A 21,657-nucleotide genomic window follows, 5' to 3' on the forward strand; every position below is an offset into this window, starting at 1 on the left:
CGATATCTCCACAATGGCTGCGGGTTCGCGACGAACGGCCGTGGGGAGTTTGGTGGGAGGGGAATGCGGTCGCGCGATCCCTGGGCCAGCGCTACGTTCGTCATCCCAGACGTGAAGGGAGGCCACGTTCGGGCGGCCAGAAACCCCATCGCATGCGGCGAGGCGCTGTCTCGCTTATCTAAAAAACCATGAGGCACGTCTCGCCGCATGCCGCAGTCTTCGAGCCGTCCCGCTCTGTGGGCAAATCGATCCAGTGGATCGATTTGAGGAGAGAAGGCCATGAGAGCTACGCTCGAATGGCAAGGAACCCGCCCGGCAGCCCCGCGCGGCGCTTTGGCGCGGGCATTTTCTTCTCCGGCCGGGCCGTCACACATATCAAGCTTTCTTTATATCCCGCTTGACCGGGATGGGTCCAAGTGTCACAAACCCACCCGAATAGCGTGTTTTTCAGCATTTTCGGCATTTTGGGGAACTTCACCTTGGCCCGTTCATCCTACCTCTTCACTTCGGAATCGGTTTCCGAAGGCCATCCCGACAAGGTCTGCGACCGGATCAGCGACGAAATCGTCGATCTGGTGTTCCGCGAGGCCAAGAAGACCGGCATGGACCCGTCCAAGGTGCGCATCGCCTGCGAAACCCTGGCGACCACCAACCGCGTCGTCATTGCGGGCGAAGTGCGCGTGCCCGAGACGCTGCTGAAGAAGGATAAGGACGGCAAGGTCCTGCACGACGCGGCGGGCAATCCGGTCGTCAATCCATCCAAGTTCAAATCGGCCGCCCGCAAGGCGATCCGCGCCATCGGTTACGAGCAGGCCGGCTTTCACTGGAAGACCGCCAAGATCGACGTGCTGCTGCACGGCCAGTCGGCCGATATCGCGCAGGGCGTCGATGAAAATGGCAACAAGGACGTGGGCGCGGGTGACCAGGGCATCATGTTCGGCTATGCCAGCCGCGAGACCCCCGAACTGCTGCCAGCGCCAATCTATTACGCGCACAAGATTCTGGAAATCCTGACCATTGCCCGCAAGGAAGGCACCGGCCCCGCCAAGGTGCTCGGCCCCGATGCCAAGAGCCAGGTCACCGTGCGCTACGAAAACGGCAAGCCCGTTGGCGTCACCCAGATCGTGCTGTCGACCCAGCATATCGATGCCTCGCTGACCTCGGCCGATGTGCGCAAGATCGTTGAACCCTATATCCGCGAGGCCCTGCCGGAAGGCTGGATTTCCAAGGACACCGTCTGGCACGTCAATCCGACCGGCAAGTTCGTGGTTGGCGGGCCGGATGGCGATGCGGGCCTGACGGGCCGCAAGATCATCGTGGATACCTATGGTGGCGCGGCCCCGCATGGCGGCGGCGCGTTTTCGGGCAAGGATCCCACCAAGGTCGACCGTTCGGCGGCCTATGCGGCGCGCTATCTGGCCAAGAATGTGGTCGCAGCGGGCCTAGCCGATCGCGCCACGATCCAGCTCAGCTATGCCATCGGCGTAGCGCAGCCGCTGTCGATCTATGTCGACCTGCATGGCACCGGCACGGTGGACGAGGAAAAGCTGGAAATCGCCCTGGGCAAGGTCATGGACCTGACCCCGCGCGGCATCCGCACCCACCTCGACCTCAACAAGCCCATCTATGCCAAGACCTCAGCCTATGGCCATTTTGGCCGCAAGGCGGGTCGCGACGGCAGCTTCTCCTGGGAAAAGACCGACCTGGTCAGCGCCCTCAAGGCAGCAGTGAAGTAATTCACGCCATTCGGGTTCGGCCCTATCCTGTCACGGATGGGGCCGATTCCATTTTGCCACGACCTCGTGGTGCAACGGTTCCATGAGGTCTGCGCCGTGACGAAATCCGACGACCACCAATTGCCCAAGACCCGCTCCGGCGAACCGCGTGCCTTTTTTGGCCGGCGTTCGGGCAAGAAACTGCATGGCGGCCAGCAGGCGGAATTCGACGCCACCCTGCCAGAGCTGGAAATCAAGCTTGAGGGGACGCTCGATCCGAAAACGCTGTTTCCCGAGGCGGAAAAAATCATCGTCGAGATCGGCTACGGAGGCGGCGAGCATCTGGCGCTTGAGGCGTCGCGCTATCCCACAACGGGCTATATCGGCTGCGAAGTGTTCACCGGCGGCATCGGCAAGATGGTGCAGGCGATCAATGCGCAGGGCCTGGCCAATGTGCGGCTCTATACCGATGACGCGCTCAAGCTGCTGATGGCGCTGCCCGATGCAAGCCTTGATGAGGTCTACCTGCTCTATCCCGATCCCTGGCCCAAGACGCGGCATCACAAGCGGCGCTTCGTGTCGCCGACGACGCTGGCCGAGTTGGCGCGGGTCATCCGCCCTGGCGGTGTGTTCCACTTCGCCAGCGATATCGAGGACTATGCCAACTGGACGCTGGCCCATATTTTGCGGGCGCCGGAGTTCAGCTTCGAGCCCGGGACCCCGGGCGATTGGCACCAGCCGTATCCGGGCTGGCAGGCCACGCGCTACGAGCAAAAAGCACGGCGCGAAGGGCGGATGACCAGCTTCTATTTCACGTTTACGCGACGTTAACCCCAAAACTGCGAACGCAGTGTTACCGCCGACATGTCAAAGTTTAATGTCATCAGGGATGGTGTTGGCTTGTCAGCACCCCATATGGGCAAGACAACGACGCAGAGGCTGCCTATGTCCAGTTTTGTCCACAGTCCCGGTACCCCCGATGAAATGCTGGTGGTGCGCCCCGGAAAATGGACGCTGATCGTCATCCACCGATTGCGGCGGGACAAGCGGCGGTTCAACGAATTGCGCCGCGAGATCGAGGGGATCACACAAAAGACCCTCACGTCGACCTTGCGTGAACTTGAGCGCGACGGATTTATCTCGCGCACTTTATTCCCCACGATTCCACCGCGGGTAGACTACGAGCTCACGGAGCTTGGCCATCATCTGCTCGATATGGCGGATATGTGGCAGGCTTTCGCCGTACAGCACCGCGACTCGGTTGAGGCGGCGCGGCAGCGCTTCGATGCCATGGGCGAAGGGGCGGTCATCCGCCTGCTCAGCAGCCACGACTGAATTTCGGAATTTCCAATTCCGGCGCCGTCGGACAAAGCCGGCGGCGCCTGGACGGTCAGTCAGTGTGAGAGCGCGGACGCTCTAACGCGTGGTTGACGCTATGTCCGAAGCTTAGAGGGCGACGGGCTTGAGGGTATCGGGGGTAAAGAGCTGCGATACCTGCGTGCCGTCGGGCTGGATCACGAAGGCACGCACGAGAGTACCCCAGTGTTCGACCGAAGTGGCGTTGACGCCCTGCTCATGCAGGCGGGCCAGGACGGCGTCGGTATCCAGATAGTTGCCATCGGCATGGTTGGAGTTGCTGTTGCCCATATCGTTGTCAGCGAAAGCGGGAGCAGCGACGCTGCCCATGGCAGCAACGGCGAGAAGAGCGATGATTGAGGACTTGATCATTTTAGTGTTCCTTTCGTTTGAACACACCGTAGATGATCGTGGGTCCGGCCCCTCGCAAGATCAAAGATTCATGGAATCTGCCCTTGACGTTTGCGTCAAGATGCCGATGGTTTTCACAAGGATATCAAGGTGTTGTGGAGATACCCGGTATCTCGCAAGACACTGTGTATCATGGAAGTGACGGATTGCGGGCCGGGGCTTTGCGCGGGCTCGGAACCAATTTAAGGTCCCCGCGTATCCCTCAAAAGGAGCCCGCCATGCCCACCAGCGTCAAGATTTTGAAGGCCGAACTCGTAACCCATAATGTACGACACTATCGTGTCGAAAAGCCAAAAGATTTTCATTTTGGCCCCGGGCAAGCCACCGAGGTCAGCATCGACAAGGATGGCTGGCGCGACAAGAAGCGGCCATTCACCTTTACCGGCCTGCAGAATGAGCCGACGCTGGAGTTTACCATCAAGAGTTATCGCGACCATCCGGGCGTGACCAGTGCGCTGTGGGGCCTGGAGGCCGGCGATAGTCTGCTCCTGCGCGACGTGTGGGGCACGATCCAATATAAGGGCGTGGGCACCTTTATCGCCGGCGGCGCCGGCGTGACGCCGTTCATTGCCATCCTGCGCAGTCTCAATGCCAAGGGCGGTCTCAAGGGCAATCGGTTGATCGTGTCCAACCAGACCGAGAAGGACATTATCTTGCGTGATGAATTCGAGGCGATGGACGGGCTGGAAACGCTGTGGACCGTCACCGCCGATCCGAAATCCAAGCTGCTGCAGGAACGGATCGACGTGGATTTCCTCAAAAGCCACATCAAGGACTTCAACCAGAACTTCTATCTGTGCGGGCCCGATCCGATGGTGAAGGACCTGCGCGAGGCTTTGGAAGAGCTGGGCGCCGATGTGTCGAGCGTGACCTGGGAGAAATAGCCCGCCCTTGCGGCTTTCCGCGTTCGGCGCTATATAGACCACAACATCTCAGCAAGTTTGCAGAGTGGGAGCCTTCCGGCCCCGCTCTTTTTTATTACCCAAGGACCGATGAGCTTCAACCTTACCGAACCGCGTTACATCAAGCAGACCGGGCTCGAAGCCCGCGTGGCGGCGATTGTCGAGCCGGTGGCCAATGGGCTGGGCTATGCGCTGGTGCGCATCAAGATCACCCAGGAAAATGGCTGCACGCTGCAGATCATGGCCGAGGACGAGACCGGGCGCTTCACCATCGTGGATTGTGAAAAGCTGAGCAAGGACGTGTCGCCGGCGCTGGACGTCGAAGACCCCATCGACCGCGAATATCACCTCGAGGTCTCCTCACCGGGCATCGATCGGCCGCTGGTGCGGGCGCGCGATTTCATCGCCTATATTGGCCATGAAGCCCGGGTCGAGCTGGGCGACATGGTCAATGGCCGCAAGCGCTTCCGCGGAACCATCAAGGCAGCGGACGCCGACAGCTTCACCATCACGGTGCCGGACGCGCCGGCCGGGACCGATCCCGACCACAAGTTGTCCCTCAGCCTGCTGGGTGAGGCTAAACTGGTGATGACCGATGCCCTGATGGAAAAGGCGCGCATCGATCAGGAAGCCCATCCGATTGACGACGACGAAACCGAGACGATCGAAATTACCGATACGGACGAACCGACCTCCGAGGAGTTGAACTAATGGCCGTTAGCGCGAACCGACTGGAACTGCTGCAGATCGCAGATGCCGTTGCCCGCGAGAAATCGATCGACCGCATGGTGGTGATCGAAGCCATGCAGGACGCGATGGAGAAGGCCGCCAAGGGCCGCTACGGCGCCGAAACCGAAATCAAGGTCGAGATCAATCCGCGTTCGGGCGAAACCCGCATGTGGCGCCTGCTGGAAATCGTCGAGACGGTCGAAGAGAACAATCGCCAGGTCTCGCTCAAGGACGCGCTGCCCAAGAACCCGACCGCCAAGGTTGGCGACTTCCTGACCGAGCCGCTGCCGCCGATGGAATTCGGCCGTATCGCCGCCCAGTCGGCCAAGCAGGTGATCGTACAGAAGGTGCGCGATGCCGAACGCGAGCGCATGTATGACGAATATTTCAACCGCATCGGCGAGATCGTCAACGGCACCGTCAAGCGCGTCGAATATGGCAATGTGATCGTCGATCTGGGTCGTGGCGAAGCCATTATCCGCCGCGACGAATTGATCCCGCGCGAAATGTTCCGCTATGGCGATCGCGTCCGGGCTTACGTCTATGACGTGCGCCGCGAACAGCGCGGGCCACAGATTTTCCTCAGCCGCACCCATCCGCAGTTCATGGCAAAACTGTTCATGCAGGAAGTGCCCGAAATCTACGATGGCATCATCACCATCCGCTCGATTGCCCGTGACCCAGGCTCGCGCGCCAAGATTGCAGTGACCTCCTCGGATAGCTCGATCGATCCCGTCGGCGCTTGCGTCGGTATGCGTGGTTCGCGCGTTCAGGCGGTCGTCGCCGAACTGCAGGGCGAGAAGATCGACATCATTCCGTGGACCGATACCATCGCGGACCTCGTCGTGAGCGCTTTGCAGCCGGCCGATGTCGCCAAGGTGGTGCTCGACGAGCAGGCCGAGCGCATCGAAGTCGTGGTTCCCGACGAACAGCTGTCGCTCGCCATCGGCCGTCGTGGCCAGAACGTGCGCCTCGCTTCGCAACTGATCGGCTGGGATATCGACATCCTGACCGAGCAAGAAGAGAGCGAACGGCGCCAGAAGGAATTCACCGAACGCTCGACTTTGTTCATCTCCGCCCTTGACGTTGACGAGATGGTTGCCCAACTCTTGGCTTCCGAAGGCTTCTCCTCGGTCGAGGAACTGGCCTATATCGACGTCAACGAAATCGCCACCATCGAGGGTTTCGACGAAGAAACCGCCGGCGAAATCCAGAACCGCGCCACCGAATATCTTGCGGCCATCGACCGGGCGCATGACGAAGAGCGCGTCAAACTGGGCGTTGCGGACGAACTCTACGAGATCAACGGGCTGACCGCCGCCATGCTGGTGGCTCTCGGCAAGGAAGAAATCCGGACCGTCGACGACTTTGCCGGTTGCGCTGCTGACGATCTGGTCGGCTGGAGCGAACGCAAGGACGGCGAAACCAAGCGCTTTGAAGGCACCTTCAAGGACTTCCCGGTCTCTCGCGAAGAAGCCGAAGACATGATCATGCAGGCCCGCATCAAGGCCGGCTGGATCGAAGCCGACGCCGAGCCCGTCGAGGAAGTTGGCGAGGTTGCAGAAGAATCCGTCTGACGCGGACGTTGACGAGGGCCGCCCGGTGGGTCGGCGCCAGGATACGACGCGGTTATGCGCCCTCACCCGGGCGGAATTGCCGATCCCGGAGCTGATCCGCTTCGTGCTCGGCCCCGACGGGGTGCTGGTGCCCGACACCGAAGCCAAGGCCGAAGGGCGGGGCGTGTGGATCACGCTCAACCGTGACGCGGTGGCCGAGGCGGTGAAGAAGAAAGTGTTCGGACGGAGCCTCAAGCAAGAGGTGGTTCTGCCCGACGACCTGCCGGGACTGACTGAACTGCGGCTTGAACAGCGTCTGCTTGCAGCGCTGGGCATGGCTCGCAAGGCCGGTCAGTTCACCTTCGGGGCGACCAAGGTGCGTGCCTTGCTGGAAAAGGGCGATCTGATCGCCCTGATCACCGCAAGCGACGCCTCCCCCGATGGGCGCAGCAAGATGACGGGGCCATTAAAAGCCCTCCACCATGCGGCGCGGGAAGACGAAAAAGTAGGATTCGAGATACCTCATTTCGAAATGCTCACCAGTGAGCAATTGGGTTTGGCACTCGGGCTCGAAAATGTGATACATGCTGCGCTCATAAGAGGGGCGGCAGCCCAAGCGGCGCTCGAAAAAGCCAGGCGACTGGCCCGTTACAGCGCCAAACCGAGGGAAAATGACACCGGCCGCGATGCGGTTGACGGTGACGTTTTGCCAGACGAGACAAGATAGAGACGCGAGATACATGGCTGATAACGACGACAAGCGCACCGACGACACCTCAGGCGCTGGCAAGAAGACGCTGACATTGAAGGGCGGGCCGGGCCTCGGCAGTCGCCCTGGCATGGCACGTCCGCAGTCGCGCACCGTGGTTGTCGAGAAGCGCACGCGCCGCGTTGCAACGCCGGGCGCTCCCAGCGGCGCGCCGCAGCGTCCGCAGGTGGCAACGCCCAGTGGCGGCGCTCCCGTGCAGAGCCAGCGTCCACCCCAGACACGGCCAGTTCAGAGCCAGCGTCCGGTCGCTGGCCTCTCGGCCGCCGAGGCCGAAGCCCGCCGCAACGTGCTGCGTGAGGCAGGTGCCCGCGCCGCCGAGGACCAGGCCCGTTTTGCCGCCGAGGAAGCGCGCCGCGTCGAAGATGATGCGCGTCGCCGCCAGGTGCGCGAAGATGCAGCCCGTCAGGACGAGGAGCGTCGCGCCAGCGAAGCGCCGGTTGCCGAAGAAGCGCCAGCGCCCCAGGTCGAAGCAGCTCCGGTTGCTCCGGCTGTGGTTGCCGCCGAGACAGCAGCGCCTGCTGCGGCTCCGGTTGCCCGTCCGACCGAAGCCAGCGCTGCTCCGCAGGCGCGTCCGACCGAGGCTGCTCCCGCAGCGCCGTTCGTGCCGCCGTCGCAGCGCAATGCCGGTCCGTCCAGCGTGCGTGTGGTCGCCGGCCGTCCCGGTCAGCCGCCGCGCCCGGTTTCGACCCGGCCCGCTGGCGATCGTCCCAATCCAAACGCGCGTCCGGAAAGCGAACGCGGCGCTGGCGCAGCTCTGCGCCCGAATGCCAATGCCCGCCCGTCGGGTACGGCCGGTGCCCGTCCTGCGGGAACCGCTGGTGCGCGTCCGGCCGGTGCCGGCATGGCGCCGATCGGCAATGTGCCGCCCGCACCGCCCAGCGAAGCCGATGGTCGCAAGATTCGTACTGGCGCGCCTTCGGCCCGGCCGACGACGGAAGCCGAGCTCGAGAATGCCCGCCGCGCTGCGCGTGCGGCGCCCGAACGCCCGGTTCGCCGTGGCGACGAGGCCAATGCGCGTGGCCGCCTGACGGTGACCAATGCGGGCGTCGAAGGCGATCGCGACAAGGGGCCATCGCTGGCCGCCATGCGCCGCCGCCGCGACAAGAAGATGGGCCGCAACCAGCAGTCCGCGCCCAAGCTCAGCCGCGAAGTCATCATCCCTGAGGCCATCACGGTGCAGGAACTGGCCAACCGCATGGCCGAGCGCTCTGTTGTCGTCATCAAGATGCTGATGGCCCAAGGTACGATGGCAACGATCAACGACGTGATCGACAGCGATACCGCCGAACTGATCGCCATCGAATTGGGCCACACGGTACGCCGTGTGTCGGATGCCGACGTGGAAGAAGGCCTCTATGACGTGCCATCCGACGATCTGGCCGAAGACCTGACCGACCGCGCACCGGTGGTGACGATCATGGGTCACGTCGACCACGGCAAGACCTCGTTGCTCGACGCGATTCGCGAAGCCAATGTTGTTTCTGGTGAAGCCGGTGGCATCACCCAGCACATCGGCGCCTATCAGGTCGTCAAGAACGGCGCCAAGATCACCTTCTTGGATACCCCGGGCCACGAGGCGTTCACCGCCATGCGTGCCCGTGGCGCGCAAGCGACCGATATCGCAGTGCTGGTGGTGGCGGCGGATGACGGCGTGATGCCGCAGACGATCGAATCGATAAAGCATGCGAAAGCGGCTGGCGTTCCGATCATCGTGGCCATCAACAAGATGGACAAGCCATCGGCCAATCCGCAGCGCGTTCGCACCGAACTGCTGCAGCATGAAGTGTTCGTCGAATCGATGGGCGGCGATGTGCTGGACGTGGAAGTGTCCGCGGTGACCAAGGAAGGTCTCGACAAGCTGCTCGAAACCATCCTGCTGCAGGCCGAAGTGCTCGAACTGCGGGTGGCCCGCGATGGCCGCGCCGAGGGTCTGGTCATCGAAGCAAAGCTCGATCGCGGCCGCGGTGCGGTGGCGACGGTGCTGGTGCAGCGCGGCACGTTGGCGATCGGCGATATCGTCGTCGCCGGTACCGAGTTTGCCCGCGTGCGTGCGCTGATCAACGATCAGGGCGAGCAGGTCAAGGATGCCGGCCCGTCGGTTCCTGTCGAAGTGCTGGGCTTTACCGGCGTGCCGAATGCGGGCGACCGCTTCTCGGTGGTCGAGTCTGAAGCCCGTGCCCGTGAAGTCACCGAATACCGTCAGCGCGCCATTCGCGAGAAGACAGCGGGCGGCGGTGCCACCAGCCTTGAGCAGATGATGAATCAGCTCAAGATTGCCGGCATTGCCAAGTTCCCGCTGATCATCAAGGGCGACGTGCAGGGTTCGGTCGAGGCGATCACCGCTTCGCTCAACAAGCTCTCCACCGACGAAGTGTCGGCGCAGATCCTGATGTCGGCAGTCGGTGGCATCACCGAGTCGGACGTGACCCTGGCGGCGGCATCGAGCGCCATCGTCATCGGCTTCAACGTTCGTGCCAACAAGCAGGCGAGCGATCTGGCGACGCGTGACGGCATCGAAATCCGCTATTACAACATCATCTACGACCTCGTGGATGACGTTAAGGCGGCGATGAGCGGTCTGCTCAAGCCCGAACGGCGCGAGACCTTCATCGGCAATGCGACGATCCTGGAAGTGTTCAACATCTCCAAGGTCGGCAAGGTCGCTGGTTGCCGCGTCACCGAAGGCATCGTGGAACGCGGCGCTGGCGTGCGCCTGATCCGCGACAACGTCGTGGTGCACGAAGGCAAGCTATCGACGCTCAAGCGCTTCAAAGACGAAGTCAAGGAAGTCCAGACCGGCCAGGAATGCGGCATGGCGTTCGAGAAGTACGAAGACATGCGCGCCGGCGACGTCATCGAATGCTTCCGCGTCGAGACCATCCAGCGCACGCTCTAGACACGCAAACCGTTGGATCGATATTCTTGCAAGGGCGCAGCGCAAGCTGCGCCCTTTGTTTTGGAGACACCCATGGCAGTAGCGCCAGATGCCCCTCCTTCGCCATTCACTACCGCTTTTCCAGTTCGGACTTTGTCGCCCTCAACCGCGCCCTGGCGCGGCCATGGTGGGTCCAGATCGCCGTTCCACTCACGATCTGGGTGATTGTCGTTCTTGTGGTATTAGGTCAGCTTGGTCTGAAGCGGGGTGACTTCAGCGGCGAGGTGCTTCAGTTCGTGCAGTTCCGCACCGATCCGCCATGGCTTTCTTGGTTTCTAGGCATAGCACTTCTCTTGAGCCTTACCGCGCCGCTGGCGACGCTCTTGCAGGCCCGCATGATCTACAAGTCAAACGTCAGTGCCGAGCAGGACGTGAGCGGCGTGATCAACGGCCTGGGCGTCGCGACGGCCATCAAAGGCCTGTCGTCAACGATCGAATGGGCCTCAGTACGGAAGGTCATCGCGACGGATACCCGCCTGTTCCTGGCCATCAGTGCGCGGGAAGCGCTGGTCCTGCCGGCACGGGGCTTTGATAGTGCCGATGACTTCGTCGCAGCCATCGCTTTCGCCCGCCGCGTGGCGGTTAACGCCCGCTAAGTTCCTGCAAATAATAAAAAAGGCCCAGTCCGAAGACTGGGCCTTTCGCGTCCAGGTCATTCCCGCGGGAGCGGAGATCGTCGTTTCGGGTGACTACGGAAGCCGAAACAATGATTCCCGCTCTCGCGGGAATGACCTGGAGATGGGGTTAGCTCTTGACGATGACCTGGGCGCCTGTCGACACGCGGCTATAGAGATCGACGATGTCCTGGTTCATCAGCCGGACGCAGCCCGACGAGACGTTGGTCCCGATCGAATAAGGCTCGGTGGTGCCATGCAGGCGGAAATGGGTGTCGCTGCCGCCGCGGTAGAGATAGAGCGCGCGGGCGCCAAGGGGGTTTTCCAGCCCGCCCGGCAAGCCACGTGCATAAGCCGCATAGCGATCCGGATCGCGCCTGATCATGTTGCCGGTGGGCGTCCAAGTCGGCCATTCGGCCTTGCGGCCGATAGTGGCGCGGCCCTTGAACTGCAGGGCTTCCTCGCGACCGACGCCAACGCCGTAGCGCATCGCGGTACCGCCAGCCTGTACCAAGTAGAGGTGATGGCCGGGGGTATCGATGACGATCGTTCCAGGCTTCTCGCCGCCATCATAGGCGACTTCCTGGCGCCACCACTGCGGGTCGACGCGACGCAGATCGACGGGTGGGATGGCGAAGGGCTCGTTTACCGGCGTCGAGTACATTGCGACATATTGCGGGTCGATCCGGGGACCTTCCGCGACGCGATTACGACCACCGGTGGCGCAAGCGGCAAGCGTCAGAGGCATTGCGATCATAAAGAGGCGGCGGCTGATCACGTCTCGGTCCTTTGGTAAGCGATTGTTCTGGTTAACTAATGACGTATGCGGCGTCGGGGTGAGTTGTCGAGTGCAAGAAAGCATCACTCGCCAGCCGCCCGACTTTGGTCATGCTCAATCGCAACTTTGTGAACGTCAAAGCGGTGTTGCAGCAACAGCACGCGGTGATTCGCAGAAGCGCAGCAGGTAGCCATCGGGATCGGCGACCACAAATTGACGTTGCAGCAACGCTGATTCGCCTCGCCGATAGCTGCGAACCTCCAGCGGCAGGAACAACGCAATATTGGCGAGTACCATTGCGGCCAGCATGGGATCGAGCGACGCCGCTGTGATCTGCAGGTTCAGTCCCTGGCCAAGCAGGGTATCGAGTTCAACAGCGCCAAAGGTGCGCCCTGCCCCGATCTGGTCGAGCATGAGTTGGGCGGCGCCGAGCTGTAGAAAGGCAAAGCCTTCCTCGGGACGCTCGTAGACCACCGAGAAGCCCAGCACGTCGCGATAGAACCGCAGGCTGGTGGCGCAGTCCCGGACGGCCAGTTCGGGTATCAGCGCATTGAACATTTCACTCTCCCAAACAAAAAAGGGCCCGGACATTGCTGTCCGGGCCCGATGCTTGGATGCGCCGGATTACTCGGCCGCTTCGCCCTGGGCGACTTCCTTGCCGGTCGCCTGATCGACAACCTTCATGGAGAGGCGGACTTTGCCGCGCTCGTCAAAGCCCAAGAGCTTGACCCACACCTTGTCGCCCTCCTTGACTACGTCGGTGGTCTTGGCAACGCGGGCTTCCGCCAGCTGGCTGATATGAACCAGGCCGTCCTTGGCGCCGAAGAAGTTCACGAACGCGCCGAAATCGGCGGTCTTGACGACGGTGCCCTGATAGATGGCGCCCACTTCGGCTTCGTCGGTGATCGAGCGGATCCACTTGATCGCGGCTTCGATCTGCGCGCCGTCCGAGGAGGCGATCTTGATCGTGCCATCGTCTTCGATGTTGATCTTGGCGCCGGTCTTTTCGACGATCTCGCGGATCACCTTGCCGCCGGTGCCGATCACTTCACGAATCTTGTCGGTCGGGATCTTCATGGTCTCGATGCGGGGGGCGAATTCGCCAACCTGCGAACGCGACGCGGTGATCGCCTTCGCCATTTCACCCAGGATGTGGATGCGGCCGCCCTTGGCCTGCTCGAGCGCGATCTTCATGATCTGCTCGGTGATGCCGGCGATCTTGATGTCCATCTGAAGGGAGGTCACGCCTTCTTCGGTGCCCGCCACCTTGAAGTCCATATCGCCGAGGTGATCTTCGTCACCCAAGATGTCGGATAGCACGGCGAACTTTTCGCCTTCGAGAATCAGGCCCATGGCGATACCCGCCACCGGACGCTTCATCGGCACGCCGGCATCCATCAGGGCGAGCGAGGTGCCGCACACGGTTGCCATCGAAGAGGAACCGTTGGACTCGGTGATCTCCGACACCACGCGAATAGTATAGGGGAATTCTTCGACCGAAGGACGGATCGGGTTGATGGCGCGCCAGGCGAGCTTGCCGTGGCCGATTTCGCGGCGGCCCGGGGAACCCATGCGCCCAGCTTCACCCACCGAGTATGGAGGGAAGTTGTAGTGCAGGAGGAAGTTCTGCTTGTAGGTGCCTTCGAGCGAGTCGATGTACTGCTCGTCATCGCCGGTGCCCAGGGTGGCGACGACCAGCGCCTGGGTTTCGCCACGCGTGAAGATGGCCGAACCGTGGGTGCGCGGCAGGACGCCGACTTCCGACACGATCGGACGCACGGTGGTCAGGTCGCGACCGTCGATGCGCAGGCCGGTATCGAGCACGTTCCAGCGGACGACCTTGGCCTGCAGGTGCTTGAACACTGCGCCAATGTCTTCGGCCGAGAGTTCGCCAGCTTCGACGCGGGCCGCGAAATGCTTCTTGGCCACGGCCTTGACGGCGTCAACCGCAGCGTAGCGGTCTTCTTTCTTGGTGATCTTGTAGGCAGCGCGCAGGTCGGCTTCGACAACGCCCAGCATTTCGGTTTCGACGGCGGAGTGATCCTCGGCCTCGAAATCACGGGCATCCTTGGCGGCCAGTTCGGCCAGCTTGATGATCGCGGCGATGACCTTGCGCGACTCGGCATGGCCGAACATCACGGCGCCGAGCATGATTTCTTCGCTCAGTTCCTGGGCTTCGGATTCAACCATCAGCACGGCGTCGTCGGTGCCGGCCATCACGAGGTCGAGCTTGCTATCGGCGCGACGGTCGACGGCGAGGTTGAGGACGTACTTGCCATCCACATAGCCGACGCGGGCAGCGCCGATCGGGCCCATGAAGGGAACGCCCGAAATGGTCAGCGCGGCCGAGGCAGCGACGATCGCCAGCACGTCCGGGTTGTTTTCCATGTCGTGCTGGAGAACCGTGACGACAACTTGCGTCTCGTGCTTGTAGCCAGCCGGGAACAGCGGGCGGATCGGGCGGTCGATCAGGCGAGACGTCAGGGTCTCGTTCTCGGTCGGGCGGCCTTCACGCTTGAAATAGCCGCCCGGGATCTTGCCGGCGGCGAAGTATTTTTCCTGGTAGTTGACGGTCAGCGGGAAGAAATCGATGCCCGGCTTGGCGGTCTTGGCGCTGACAACAGTGGCCAGCAGCACGGTTTCGCCCAGGGTGGCGAGCACGGCGCCATCGGCCTGACGGGCGATCTTGCCGGTCTCGAGGGTGAGCGGCTGGCCGCCCCAGTTGAGTTCGACTTTGTGGTGATCAAACATGTTTAACGTCTTTCCATCTCTGCTGAACAGCCCGGAGCGCGGCGCGTAGCGACCGCGTGACTATTCAGTGTGCCCGCACCGGACAGGCACCCCATGTGCATGTCCCGGCTCAAAATCAGGCACTGTTTCGGCCCGGCGGGCTGACGAAACATGGGCAAGACAACAAGACGCTCCGGAAAATCTTCCGAATGCCCCACGAGTTCAAAACCAAAAATCTGATTTTGCGAGCGTGAGGCGGAGGGAGCGGCCAATAATCCTGCCATGCTCCGGCAATCGCCGGTCTACGCTTTCGCCCATGTGCCACATCGGGCGGGGGCGAAGGCGAATGCGGAGATTGTTCCCCGCATCCGCAATTCAGAACCGCATCGACTAGCGACGCAGGCCGAGACGCTCGATCAGGGTCTTGTAACGCGCATCGTCGATCTTCTTGACGTAGTCGAGAAGGCGGCGGCGGGTCGAGACCAGACGGAGCAGACCGCGACGGGAATGGTTATCCTTGGCGTGGCCCTTGAAGTGCTCGGTGAGGTTGGCAATGCGTTCCGACAGGATCGCGACCTGGACTTCCGGCGAGCCGGTATCGTTAGCCTTGGTTGCGTATTCGCCGATCAGTTCGGTCTTGCGCTCAGCAGTAATCGACATCGGTATATCCTTTTCAAAAGAGGATGGGTCGCCCCAGCAGGGATGTCGTCCAGGTGGGGCCGTGAAAACTTGGGCCCATCGAGCCAAAGTTGGGCTGCATATAGGGCAAAAAGGCCGGGAACGCCAGAATTTATTGCGCCAAGCCAAAGCCCGCCGGCGCGGAACACCAGCGGGCTGGGGAAGGAACAAGAGAAACTGTATTCAGTATTTGGCGACAGGATCACTCGAAGGGAAGCTCTCGTCCAAGGCTTCGTCGTGCTTGTCCCAATCCTTAGGCTTGTCGGCGTGGGATTCCTTACCGGCGGGCCTGATCTGCACTGGGGCGTCCTTGGGGCCGGGCTTCTTGCCATCCTTTAGGGCGGCGGCGCCGGGAGTGGTTTTTTGCGCTTCGGTCATGATGACCTCCTTTGGCTGTCCCCTAGTAAACGAGGCCGCCTCGGCAAGGTTGCGGCAAGCTTTGCGGGGCCGCAGACTCTCTGGTAAAGAGCGGCCATGACCGAGATCCACGCCAATACCAAGAAGCTGTTCATCAAGACCTACGGGTGCCAGATGAACGTTTATGACAGCGACCGCATGGCCGACGCCCTGGCGCCGCACGGCTATGAGCCGACCGGCGACATCATGAACGCCGATCTGGTGCTGCTCAACACCTGCCATATCCGCGAAAAGGCCTCGGAAAAGGTATTTTCCGAGCTGGGCCGGATGAAGGAATTGCAGGACCTGCGTCGCGCTGCCGGGGCCGACCTGATGATCGGGGTGGCCGGTTGCGTGGCGCAGGCCGAGGGTGAGGAAATCGCCCGGCGCGCGCCGGTGGTCGACATGGTGTTCGGGCCGCAGAGCTATCATCGCCTGCCCGAAATGCTGGGCGAAGCCTCGGCGCGACGCAACCTGCATCCCAGCCAGAAGCGGGCAGTGGTCGATACCGACTATCCCGAAGAAGACAAATTCGAGCACCTGCCGGCTGCCTCTAAGGAAGTGACGATCAAGCGTGGGCTGACGGCATTCCTGACGGTTCAGGAAGGCTGCGACAAGTTCTGCGCCTTTTGTGTGGTGCCCTATACGCGTGGCTCGGAAGTTTCGCGGCCGGTGAGCCAGGTGCTGACCGAAGCGCGCAATCTGGTCGCCGCGGGGGTCAAGGAAATCACCCTGCTGGGCCAGAATGTGAATGCCTATCACGGGCTGGATGCCACCGGCCGCACGGTCGGGCTGGGCGAGCTGGCGTATCTCCTGGCCGAGATTTCGGGGCTGGAACGCGTGCGCTATACCACCAGCCATCCCCGCGACATGGACGACGCCCTGATCGCCGCGCATCGCGATCTCGATATCCTGATGCCTTACCTGCACCTGCCGGTCCAATCGGGATCTGACAGCATCCTCAAGGCGATGAACCGTCGCCACACGGCCGCCGAATATCTGCGCACGATCGAGCGCATCAAGACGGCACGGCCGGACATGGCGCTGTCGGGCGATTTCATCGTCGGTTTTCCCGGCGAGACAAGCCAAGATTTCGAGGACACGCTGAGCATTATCCGCGAGGTGGGTTATGCTTCGGCCTATTCGTTCAAATATTCGACGCGGCCAGGCACACCGGGCGCCAATCTGGGCGGCCAGATCGCCGAGGAGATCAAGACCGAGCGGTTGCATCGGCTGCAGGACCTGGTCAATGCGCAGACCACGGCGTTCCATGCCGCTTGCGTGGGCAAGACCATGCCGGTGCTGATCGAGCGGCCGGGGCGGATGCCGGGACAGGTCGGCGGGCGCTCACCCTACTTGCAGGCGGTGCATCTGGACGGAAGCCCAGACCTGATCGGGGCGATCCATCAGGTGGAAATCGTGGGGACCAGCACCAATTCGCTGGTCGGGCGGCTGAAACTGGCGCAGGCCGCGTAGCTGGCAGCAGAATATCGGGGCAATCAATGTATGTAGGCCGTTCCTATAGGCTGATCGAGTTCGCCCTGTGGTCGCGGCGCAGTGTCATCTACATGGTGGCCGTCAGCCTATTGGCCATTGGGCTGTTCATAATGCCCGGCATTGCGGGGTTTTCCGTGCCGTGGCCGGTCGTTGTCGTGCTTGGCACGACTGTGTCCCTGGTTGCCGGATTCAAGAATTCGCAGGTTTTCACCCGCAGCAACGAAGCGCTCCAGGCGTTTTCACAGTTGTCGGCGAGCAGCCGAATGTGGGCCGGCCTGTGCAAGGACTTCACCGATGCCGCAACAGCCCGGCAGCTCATTTACGGTCATCTGGCGTGGCTGACGGCGCTGCGGTATGCGTTAAGGCGGCCAATGCCCTGGGAATCCATGGGGCGCAAAGCCAATATCGAATACCGGCGTCGCTACCATATCCAGGAGGACACGACCTCTCTGGATCAAGAACTACGTGGACTGGTGCCAAACGAGGCCCAGCAGCTTTCGAGCATGACAGAGCCCGCGATCGCCCTGCTGGACATGCAGTTGGCCCAGGTCAATGGACTGCTCAAGGGCGCGGCCGTTCCGACGCAGGTTTATAGCGAACTGCTCAAGCTCATGCGGGACTTCCACGACCAGCAGGCACGATGCGACCGCATCAAGAACAGCCCCTATCCAAGGCAGTATGCCATCGTCAGTTCGATGTTCGTGATGATCTTCTGCACACTATTGCCCTTTGGGGTGGTTCCGGTCTTCGCCGAGATGAGCCATTTGGGGGGTGTATTGGGGTCCATCGCGATCTGGCTGACCATCCCATTCAGCACGCTGCTGGGCTGGGTCTACATGTCGCTCGACCAGGTTGGCGAGAGCTCGGCGAACCCGTTCGAGGGCGGAGCCAATGACGTGCCGATCTCGCAAATCTGCAGGGACATCGAAATCGAGATGCGGACCGCGTTGGGCGAGACGGTGCTGCCCACGCCTCTATTGCCGGTCAATGGCATAGCGACCTGACATTGCGGAGATGTCTGAACCACTGGTTCTAGGCGTAGGCCACCCAGCCCCGCAAACTCAGGCCGGCGTAGAACAGACTGACATCGGAAAACCCGGCCTCGCGCAACAGGTCTTCATCGTCCTCGGGCGACAGGATGGAGAGCCTGGTGCCGATCGCCTGCTTGGCGCTCTCTACATTGGCGGGATCGGTGCCGCCGAAAGCGACGTGGCGGGCGATCCACAGGGAGCGCTCGGGCTCGGTCTGCGGAAAGCTGATGTGTGCGACGACGAAGGGTGCGCCCGGCACCAGACGGCGGTGAACCTGGCGCAGGGTTTGCAGGCGCTGGTCGTGCGGTACGAAATGCAACGTTAGCAGGCAGGTGGCGCCGTCGAACGGGCCGTCCGGGGCGGTATCGATATAGCCCTGTTGCAGGTGGATCCGAGCAGCGTGCGGTTGCACGATCTGTGCCGCCACGTCCAGCATATCGGCCGATGGATCGATGCCGGCAAAGGTCCAGCCGGTGTGATCGTCGGCGAGGGTTTTCAGCTCCAGGCCGCCCCCTGCCCCCAGCACCAGCACTTTTCCTTCGGCAGGAACGCGCTCGGCCAGCAGCATCGAGGTCATGCGTTGCAGGCCGGCAAAGCCCGGAACCTGGCGAGGCGGACCCTCGGCATAAGAGCGCGCATGGGCGGCGTTAAAGGCGGGCAAAGCGGGATCGTCAGTCATGTAACAATTATTGTTACAGATGATATCCCGCTGTCAAGCTTGGCTTTGATATGCTCAAGCCCTTGTCGCCGCTCCCCGCCATTCGAGCACGGCTCTTGTGGCCTTCTCGCCTCAAATCGCTCCGCTGGAGGGTCTTGCCCCTTGGCGGCGGCTTCAAGCGTCACAATATTGCTACAGACATGGAACGCAAATCCGCCTAGCCTCTTGAGTCTGACGCGGTGCAAGCCCGCACCGTGTTCCCCCGAGCGCGGGGCAACCCGCGCCACTTCATTGTGGAGCCATTTCAGTTTTGAGCAGGCATTTGTCCCCGACCGCAGACAACGCACTCGCATCCCAACTTGAACTCGCTTTTGAAGACAATCGGCTCGCCGCCCAGTTGTACGGCGATTTCGACCAGAACCTCGCCTTGATCGAACAAAGGCTGAAGGTTTCGGCAACTCCGCGCGGCAATCATGTGCTGATCAAGGGCGCCGCCTCAAGCGTCGACCAAGCGCGTCGCGTGCTGGAATCGCTCTACGGCGTGTTGGAAGAAGGCCGATCGGTCGAGATCTCCGACGTCGATGGGGTCATCCGCATGATCGAGACCGAGGACAGCCAACTCACCCTACCCACGCTGGAGCGCAAGGGCAAAGTGCGCATGGCACAGATTGCCACGCGGAAATCCACCGTCGTCGCCCGCACGCCGGCCCAGGACGCCTATATGCGTGCCATGGAGCGCTCCGAACTGGTGTTCGGCGTGGGCCCGGCCGGTACGGGCAAGACCTATCTGGCGGTGGCTCATGCGGCGAGCCTGCTGGAACGCGGCGATATCAACCGCATCATCCTGTCGCGTCCCGCTGTGGAAGCCGGTGAGCGTCTCGGCTTTTTGCCCGGCGACATGAAGGAAAAGGTCGATCCTTACCTGCGCCCGCTCTATGACGCGCTTTACGACATGATGAAGCCGGAAAATGTCGAGCGGTGCCTCACGTCCGGCATTATCGAAGTTGCCCCGTTGGCGTTCATGCGCGGGCGGACACTGGCGAATGCCGTGGTTATCCTCGATGAGGCGCAGAACACCACCTCAATGCAGATGAAGATGTTTTTGACGCGTTTGGGCGAGAATTCGAAAATGATCGTCACTGGCGATCCGACCCAGGTCGATCTGCCACGCGGCGAGAAATCCGGGCTGGTGGAGGCCGTGGGGCTGCTCGACGGCGTCGAGGGTGTGCATATCAGCCGCTTCAACGACAAGGACGTGGTGCGCCACGCCCTGGTCGGGCGCATCGTGCGTGCCTACGAGGCCGACACGGCCAAGAGGCTCGCCGACAAGGCCACCGAAGGGGTCGTGCGCTGACCGCTTCGCCATTGCACATCGACATCAATCGCAACGATGAGGCCTGGCCGGAGGATCTTGATCCTCTGGCCGAGCTCGCCGTGCTGGAGGCACTCAAGCAATCCAAAGCCAAGGTCAAGGGCGCGGCGGAACTATCTATCCTGTTGACCAATGACGAAGAGCAGCACGAGCTCAACAAGCAATGGCGAGGCAAGGATTCGCCCACCAATGTGCTGAGCTTTCCCCAGATCGAGCCGTTTGGACCCGTCGTCGGCATTCTAGGCGATATCACGCTGGCGCGTGAAACCCTGGAGCGGGAGGCCGCCGATCAAGGCGTGAGTTTTGCCGACCACTTTACCCATTTGGTGGTGCATGGCTTTCTGCATATACTGGGTTATGATCATATGACCGACGCGGAGGCCCTTCAAATGGAGAGCCTCGAAACCCAGATATTGGCAAAGCTGGGGGTCGACGACCCCTATGCCGACTAAGACCGCCCATTTTCTGATAGAAAAGCTGCCTTTGGCGGCATGGAACAATGAACGACAGCGACAGTATGGTGCCGCGTGCACCCGAAAATCCCGAGCCTCCTTCTAGCCCCGCCTCCGCGTTAGCGCGGGGGCCATCGATCTGGAATCGCTTCCGCGCGCTGCTGGCCCGCGGCACGGTTTCGCTGCGCGACGACCTGCAGGTGGCGCTGGACGAGCAAGGGAGCGCCGAAGCCGCCGACTTCTCCGAGAGCGAGCGGACAATCCTGCAAAACGTGCTCAAGCTCTCCAACGTGTCGGTGGCCGACGTGATGGTGGAACGTAGCGACATACAGGCTGCCGGTATTGATATTAATTTGGGCGCTTTGCTGGGGAAATTCCGTCAAGTCGGCCATTCGCGCATGCCGATCTATGAGGACGGGCTCGATAACATTATCGGATTCATCCACGTCAAGGACGCGCTGCAGCGCATCACTGAGCCGGTGACCGATCCGAGCAAGGATATCCCGGTCAAGCTGGTGTCGGCGGCACTCAAGCAGAAGATCAACAAGCTCGACCTGCTGCGCACGGCCATGTTCGTGCCCACCACCATGCCGGTAGGCGATCTGCTGCAATCGATGCGCGCCAGCCGGGTGCATATGGCCATCGTGGTGGACGAATATGGCGGCACAGATGGCCTTGTGACCATTGAGGACCTGCTGGAGGCCGTGGTCGGCGATATCGAAGACGAGCACGACGAGCTGGAAGCGGCGCTGATCCGCAAGGTGGGCGTGGATACTTATATCGCCGACGCGCGGGCCGAGCTAAGCGATGTGCGCACGCTGATCGGGCCGGATTTCGATCCGGGCGAATATGGCGACGAGGTCGACACCATTGGCGGGCTGGTGTTCGACTTGGCCGGCCATGTGCCCAAGCGCGGCGAGAAGGTGACGCGGCTCGAGGGTTTCGAATTCGAGGTACTGGCGGCCGATAGCCGGCGAATCAAGCGGCTGCGCATTCGCCGCAAGGCGGCCGAGACGGAGACGCTGGCGATTACCGACCAGCGTAGCGACAGCGAAAAAGCGGCGGCGGCGGAGTAGAC

General features: G+C 61.9%; 21 protein-coding genes. 14 read left to right on the plus strand and 7 right to left on the minus strand.

From position 1 onward, the window contains the following. Positions 1 to 479 precede the first annotated feature (479 nt). The 3 genes from metK (at position 480) to JWP26_RS11655 (ending at position 3,050) form a co-directional block, all read left to right on the plus strand. Positions 480 to 1,736, plus strand: coding sequence for a methionine adenosyltransferase (gene metK, locus JWP26_RS11645; protein WP_299727545.1), 1,257 nt, complete (start codon positions 480 to 482; stop codon positions 1,734 to 1,736). 96 nt (positions 1,737 to 1,832) lie between these two features. Beyond that, positions 1,833 to 2,546, plus strand: a complete 714-nt coding sequence (gene trmB, locus JWP26_RS11650) for a tRNA (guanosine(46)-N7)-methyltransferase TrmB (protein WP_299727469.1) — start codon at positions 1,833 to 1,835, stop codon at positions 2,544 to 2,546. Between the two features lie 84 nt (positions 2,547 to 2,630). Next, entirely contained in the window at positions 2,631 to 3,050 is a 420-nt protein-coding gene (locus JWP26_RS11655) for a helix-turn-helix domain-containing protein (RefSeq protein ID WP_299727472.1), read from the plus strand. Between the two features lie 111 nt (positions 3,051 to 3,161). Here the strand turns inward: JWP26_RS11655 and JWP26_RS11660 are convergent, their stop codons facing one another. Beyond that, positions 3,162 to 3,443: a hypothetical protein gene (locus JWP26_RS11660; RefSeq protein WP_299727475.1), complete on the minus strand. Its 282-nt coding sequence runs from the start codon at positions 3,441 to 3,443 to the stop codon at positions 3,162 to 3,164. A gap of 257 nt (positions 3,444 to 3,700) precedes the next feature. Between JWP26_RS11660 and JWP26_RS11665 the strand changes: the two genes are divergently transcribed. The 6 genes from JWP26_RS11665 to JWP26_RS11690 all read left to right on the plus strand — a co-directional run bounded on the left by JWP26_RS11665 (position 3,701) and on the right by JWP26_RS11690 (position 10,969). Next, positions 3,701 to 4,366 (plus strand): flavodoxin reductase, encoded by a 666-nt coding sequence (locus JWP26_RS11665; protein ID WP_299727478.1) that lies wholly within the window; start codon positions 3,701 to 3,703, stop codon positions 4,364 to 4,366. 108 nt (positions 4,367 to 4,474) lie between these two features. Further along, positions 4,475 to 5,095 carry a ribosome maturation factor RimP gene (gene rimP / locus JWP26_RS11670; RefSeq protein WP_299727481.1) on the plus strand — a complete coding sequence of 207 codons (621 nt, stop codon included), beginning with the start codon at positions 4,475 to 4,477 and terminating at the stop codon, positions 5,093 to 5,095. Further along, entirely contained in the window at positions 5,095 to 6,690 is a 1,596-nt protein-coding gene (gene nusA / locus JWP26_RS11675) for a transcription termination factor NusA (protein ID WP_299727484.1), read from the plus strand. Before rimP ends, nusA begins: the two co-directional genes overlap by 1 nt. After that, positions 6,671 to 7,396 carry an RNA-binding protein gene (locus JWP26_RS11680; protein WP_299727487.1) on the plus strand — a complete coding sequence of 242 codons (726 nt, stop codon included), beginning with the start codon at positions 6,671 to 6,673 and terminating at the stop codon, positions 7,394 to 7,396. The genes nusA and JWP26_RS11680 overlap by 20 nt, the downstream gene beginning before the upstream one ends. Positions 7,397 to 7,409: 13 nt before the next feature. Continuing rightward, on the plus strand, positions 7,410 to 10,334 hold the full coding sequence (gene infB, locus JWP26_RS11685; protein ID WP_299727490.1) for a translation initiation factor IF-2: 2,925 nt from the start codon (positions 7,410 to 7,412) through the stop codon (positions 10,332 to 10,334). 26 nt (positions 10,335 to 10,360) lie between these two features. After that, positions 10,361 to 10,969: a YcxB family protein gene (locus JWP26_RS11690; RefSeq protein WP_299727493.1), complete on the plus strand. Its 609-nt coding sequence runs from the start codon at positions 10,361 to 10,363 to the stop codon at positions 10,967 to 10,969. 148 nt (positions 10,970 to 11,117) lie between these two features. On the opposite strand, the gene JWP26_RS11695 is transcribed toward JWP26_RS11690, so the two are convergent. From JWP26_RS11695 to JWP26_RS11715, 5 genes are all read right to left on the minus strand, one after another. Further along, a complete protein-coding gene (locus tag JWP26_RS11695; protein WP_299727496.1) occupies positions 11,118 to 11,735 on the minus strand; it encodes a L,D-transpeptidase in 618 nt (205 codons plus the stop codon). 165 nt (positions 11,736 to 11,900) lie between these two features. Further along, entirely contained in the window at positions 11,901 to 12,323 is a 423-nt protein-coding gene (locus JWP26_RS11700; protein WP_299727499.1) for a VOC family protein, read from the minus strand. A 66-nt stretch (positions 12,324 to 12,389) separates the two neighbouring features. Further along, positions 12,390 to 14,516 (minus strand): polyribonucleotide nucleotidyltransferase, encoded by a 2,127-nt coding sequence (gene pnp / locus JWP26_RS11705; RefSeq protein ID WP_299727502.1) that lies wholly within the window; start codon positions 14,514 to 14,516, stop codon positions 12,390 to 12,392. A gap of 369 nt (positions 14,517 to 14,885) precedes the next feature. Further along, entirely contained in the window at positions 14,886 to 15,155 is a 270-nt protein-coding gene (rpsO, locus tag JWP26_RS11710; RefSeq protein ID WP_299727505.1) for a 30S ribosomal protein S15, read from the minus strand. A gap of 201 nt (positions 15,156 to 15,356) precedes the next feature. Further along, entirely contained in the window at positions 15,357 to 15,551 is a 195-nt protein-coding gene (locus JWP26_RS11715; RefSeq protein ID WP_299727508.1) for a hypothetical protein, read from the minus strand. 96 nt (positions 15,552 to 15,647) lie between these two features. Between JWP26_RS11715 and miaB the strand changes: the two genes are divergently transcribed. After that, a complete protein-coding gene (miaB, locus tag JWP26_RS11720; RefSeq protein ID WP_299727510.1) occupies positions 15,648 to 17,045 on the plus strand; it encodes a tRNA (N6-isopentenyl adenosine(37)-C2)-methylthiotransferase MiaB in 1,398 nt (465 codons plus the stop codon). Between the two features lie 26 nt (positions 17,046 to 17,071). Then, complete coding sequence (locus JWP26_RS11725; protein WP_299727512.1) at positions 17,072 to 18,070, plus strand: bestrophin family protein; 999 nt, start codon at positions 17,072 to 17,074, stop codon at positions 18,068 to 18,070. Positions 18,071 to 18,098: 28 nt separating this feature from the next. On the opposite strand, the gene JWP26_RS11730 is transcribed toward JWP26_RS11725, so the two are convergent. Then, positions 18,099 to 18,776: a class I SAM-dependent methyltransferase gene (locus JWP26_RS11730; protein ID WP_299727515.1), complete on the minus strand. Its 678-nt coding sequence runs from the start codon at positions 18,774 to 18,776 to the stop codon at positions 18,099 to 18,101. Positions 18,777 to 19,077: 301 nt separating this feature from the next. Between JWP26_RS11730 and JWP26_RS11735 the strand changes: the two genes are divergently transcribed. From JWP26_RS11735 to JWP26_RS11745, 3 genes are read left to right on the plus strand one after another with little or no spacing between them, the layout of a single operon-like run. Next, positions 19,078 to 20,109 carry a PhoH family protein gene (locus JWP26_RS11735; protein WP_299727518.1) on the plus strand — a complete coding sequence of 344 codons (1,032 nt, stop codon included), beginning with the start codon at positions 19,078 to 19,080 and terminating at the stop codon, positions 20,107 to 20,109. Positions 20,110 to 20,120: 11 nt separating this feature from the next. Continuing rightward, entirely contained in the window at positions 20,121 to 20,579 is a 459-nt protein-coding gene (gene ybeY / locus JWP26_RS11740; RefSeq protein WP_299727521.1) for an rRNA maturation RNase YbeY, read from the plus strand. Between the two features lie 47 nt (positions 20,580 to 20,626). Then, complete coding sequence (locus JWP26_RS11745) at positions 20,627 to 21,655, plus strand: hemolysin family protein (RefSeq protein ID WP_299727524.1); 1,029 nt, start codon at positions 20,627 to 20,629, stop codon at positions 21,653 to 21,655. The last annotated feature ends 2 nt before the right edge of the window (positions 21,656 to 21,657 follow it).

The organism is Devosia sp. (assembly GCF_028290435.1).
GTDB lineage: Bacteria > Pseudomonadota > Alphaproteobacteria > Rhizobiales > Devosiaceae > Devosia.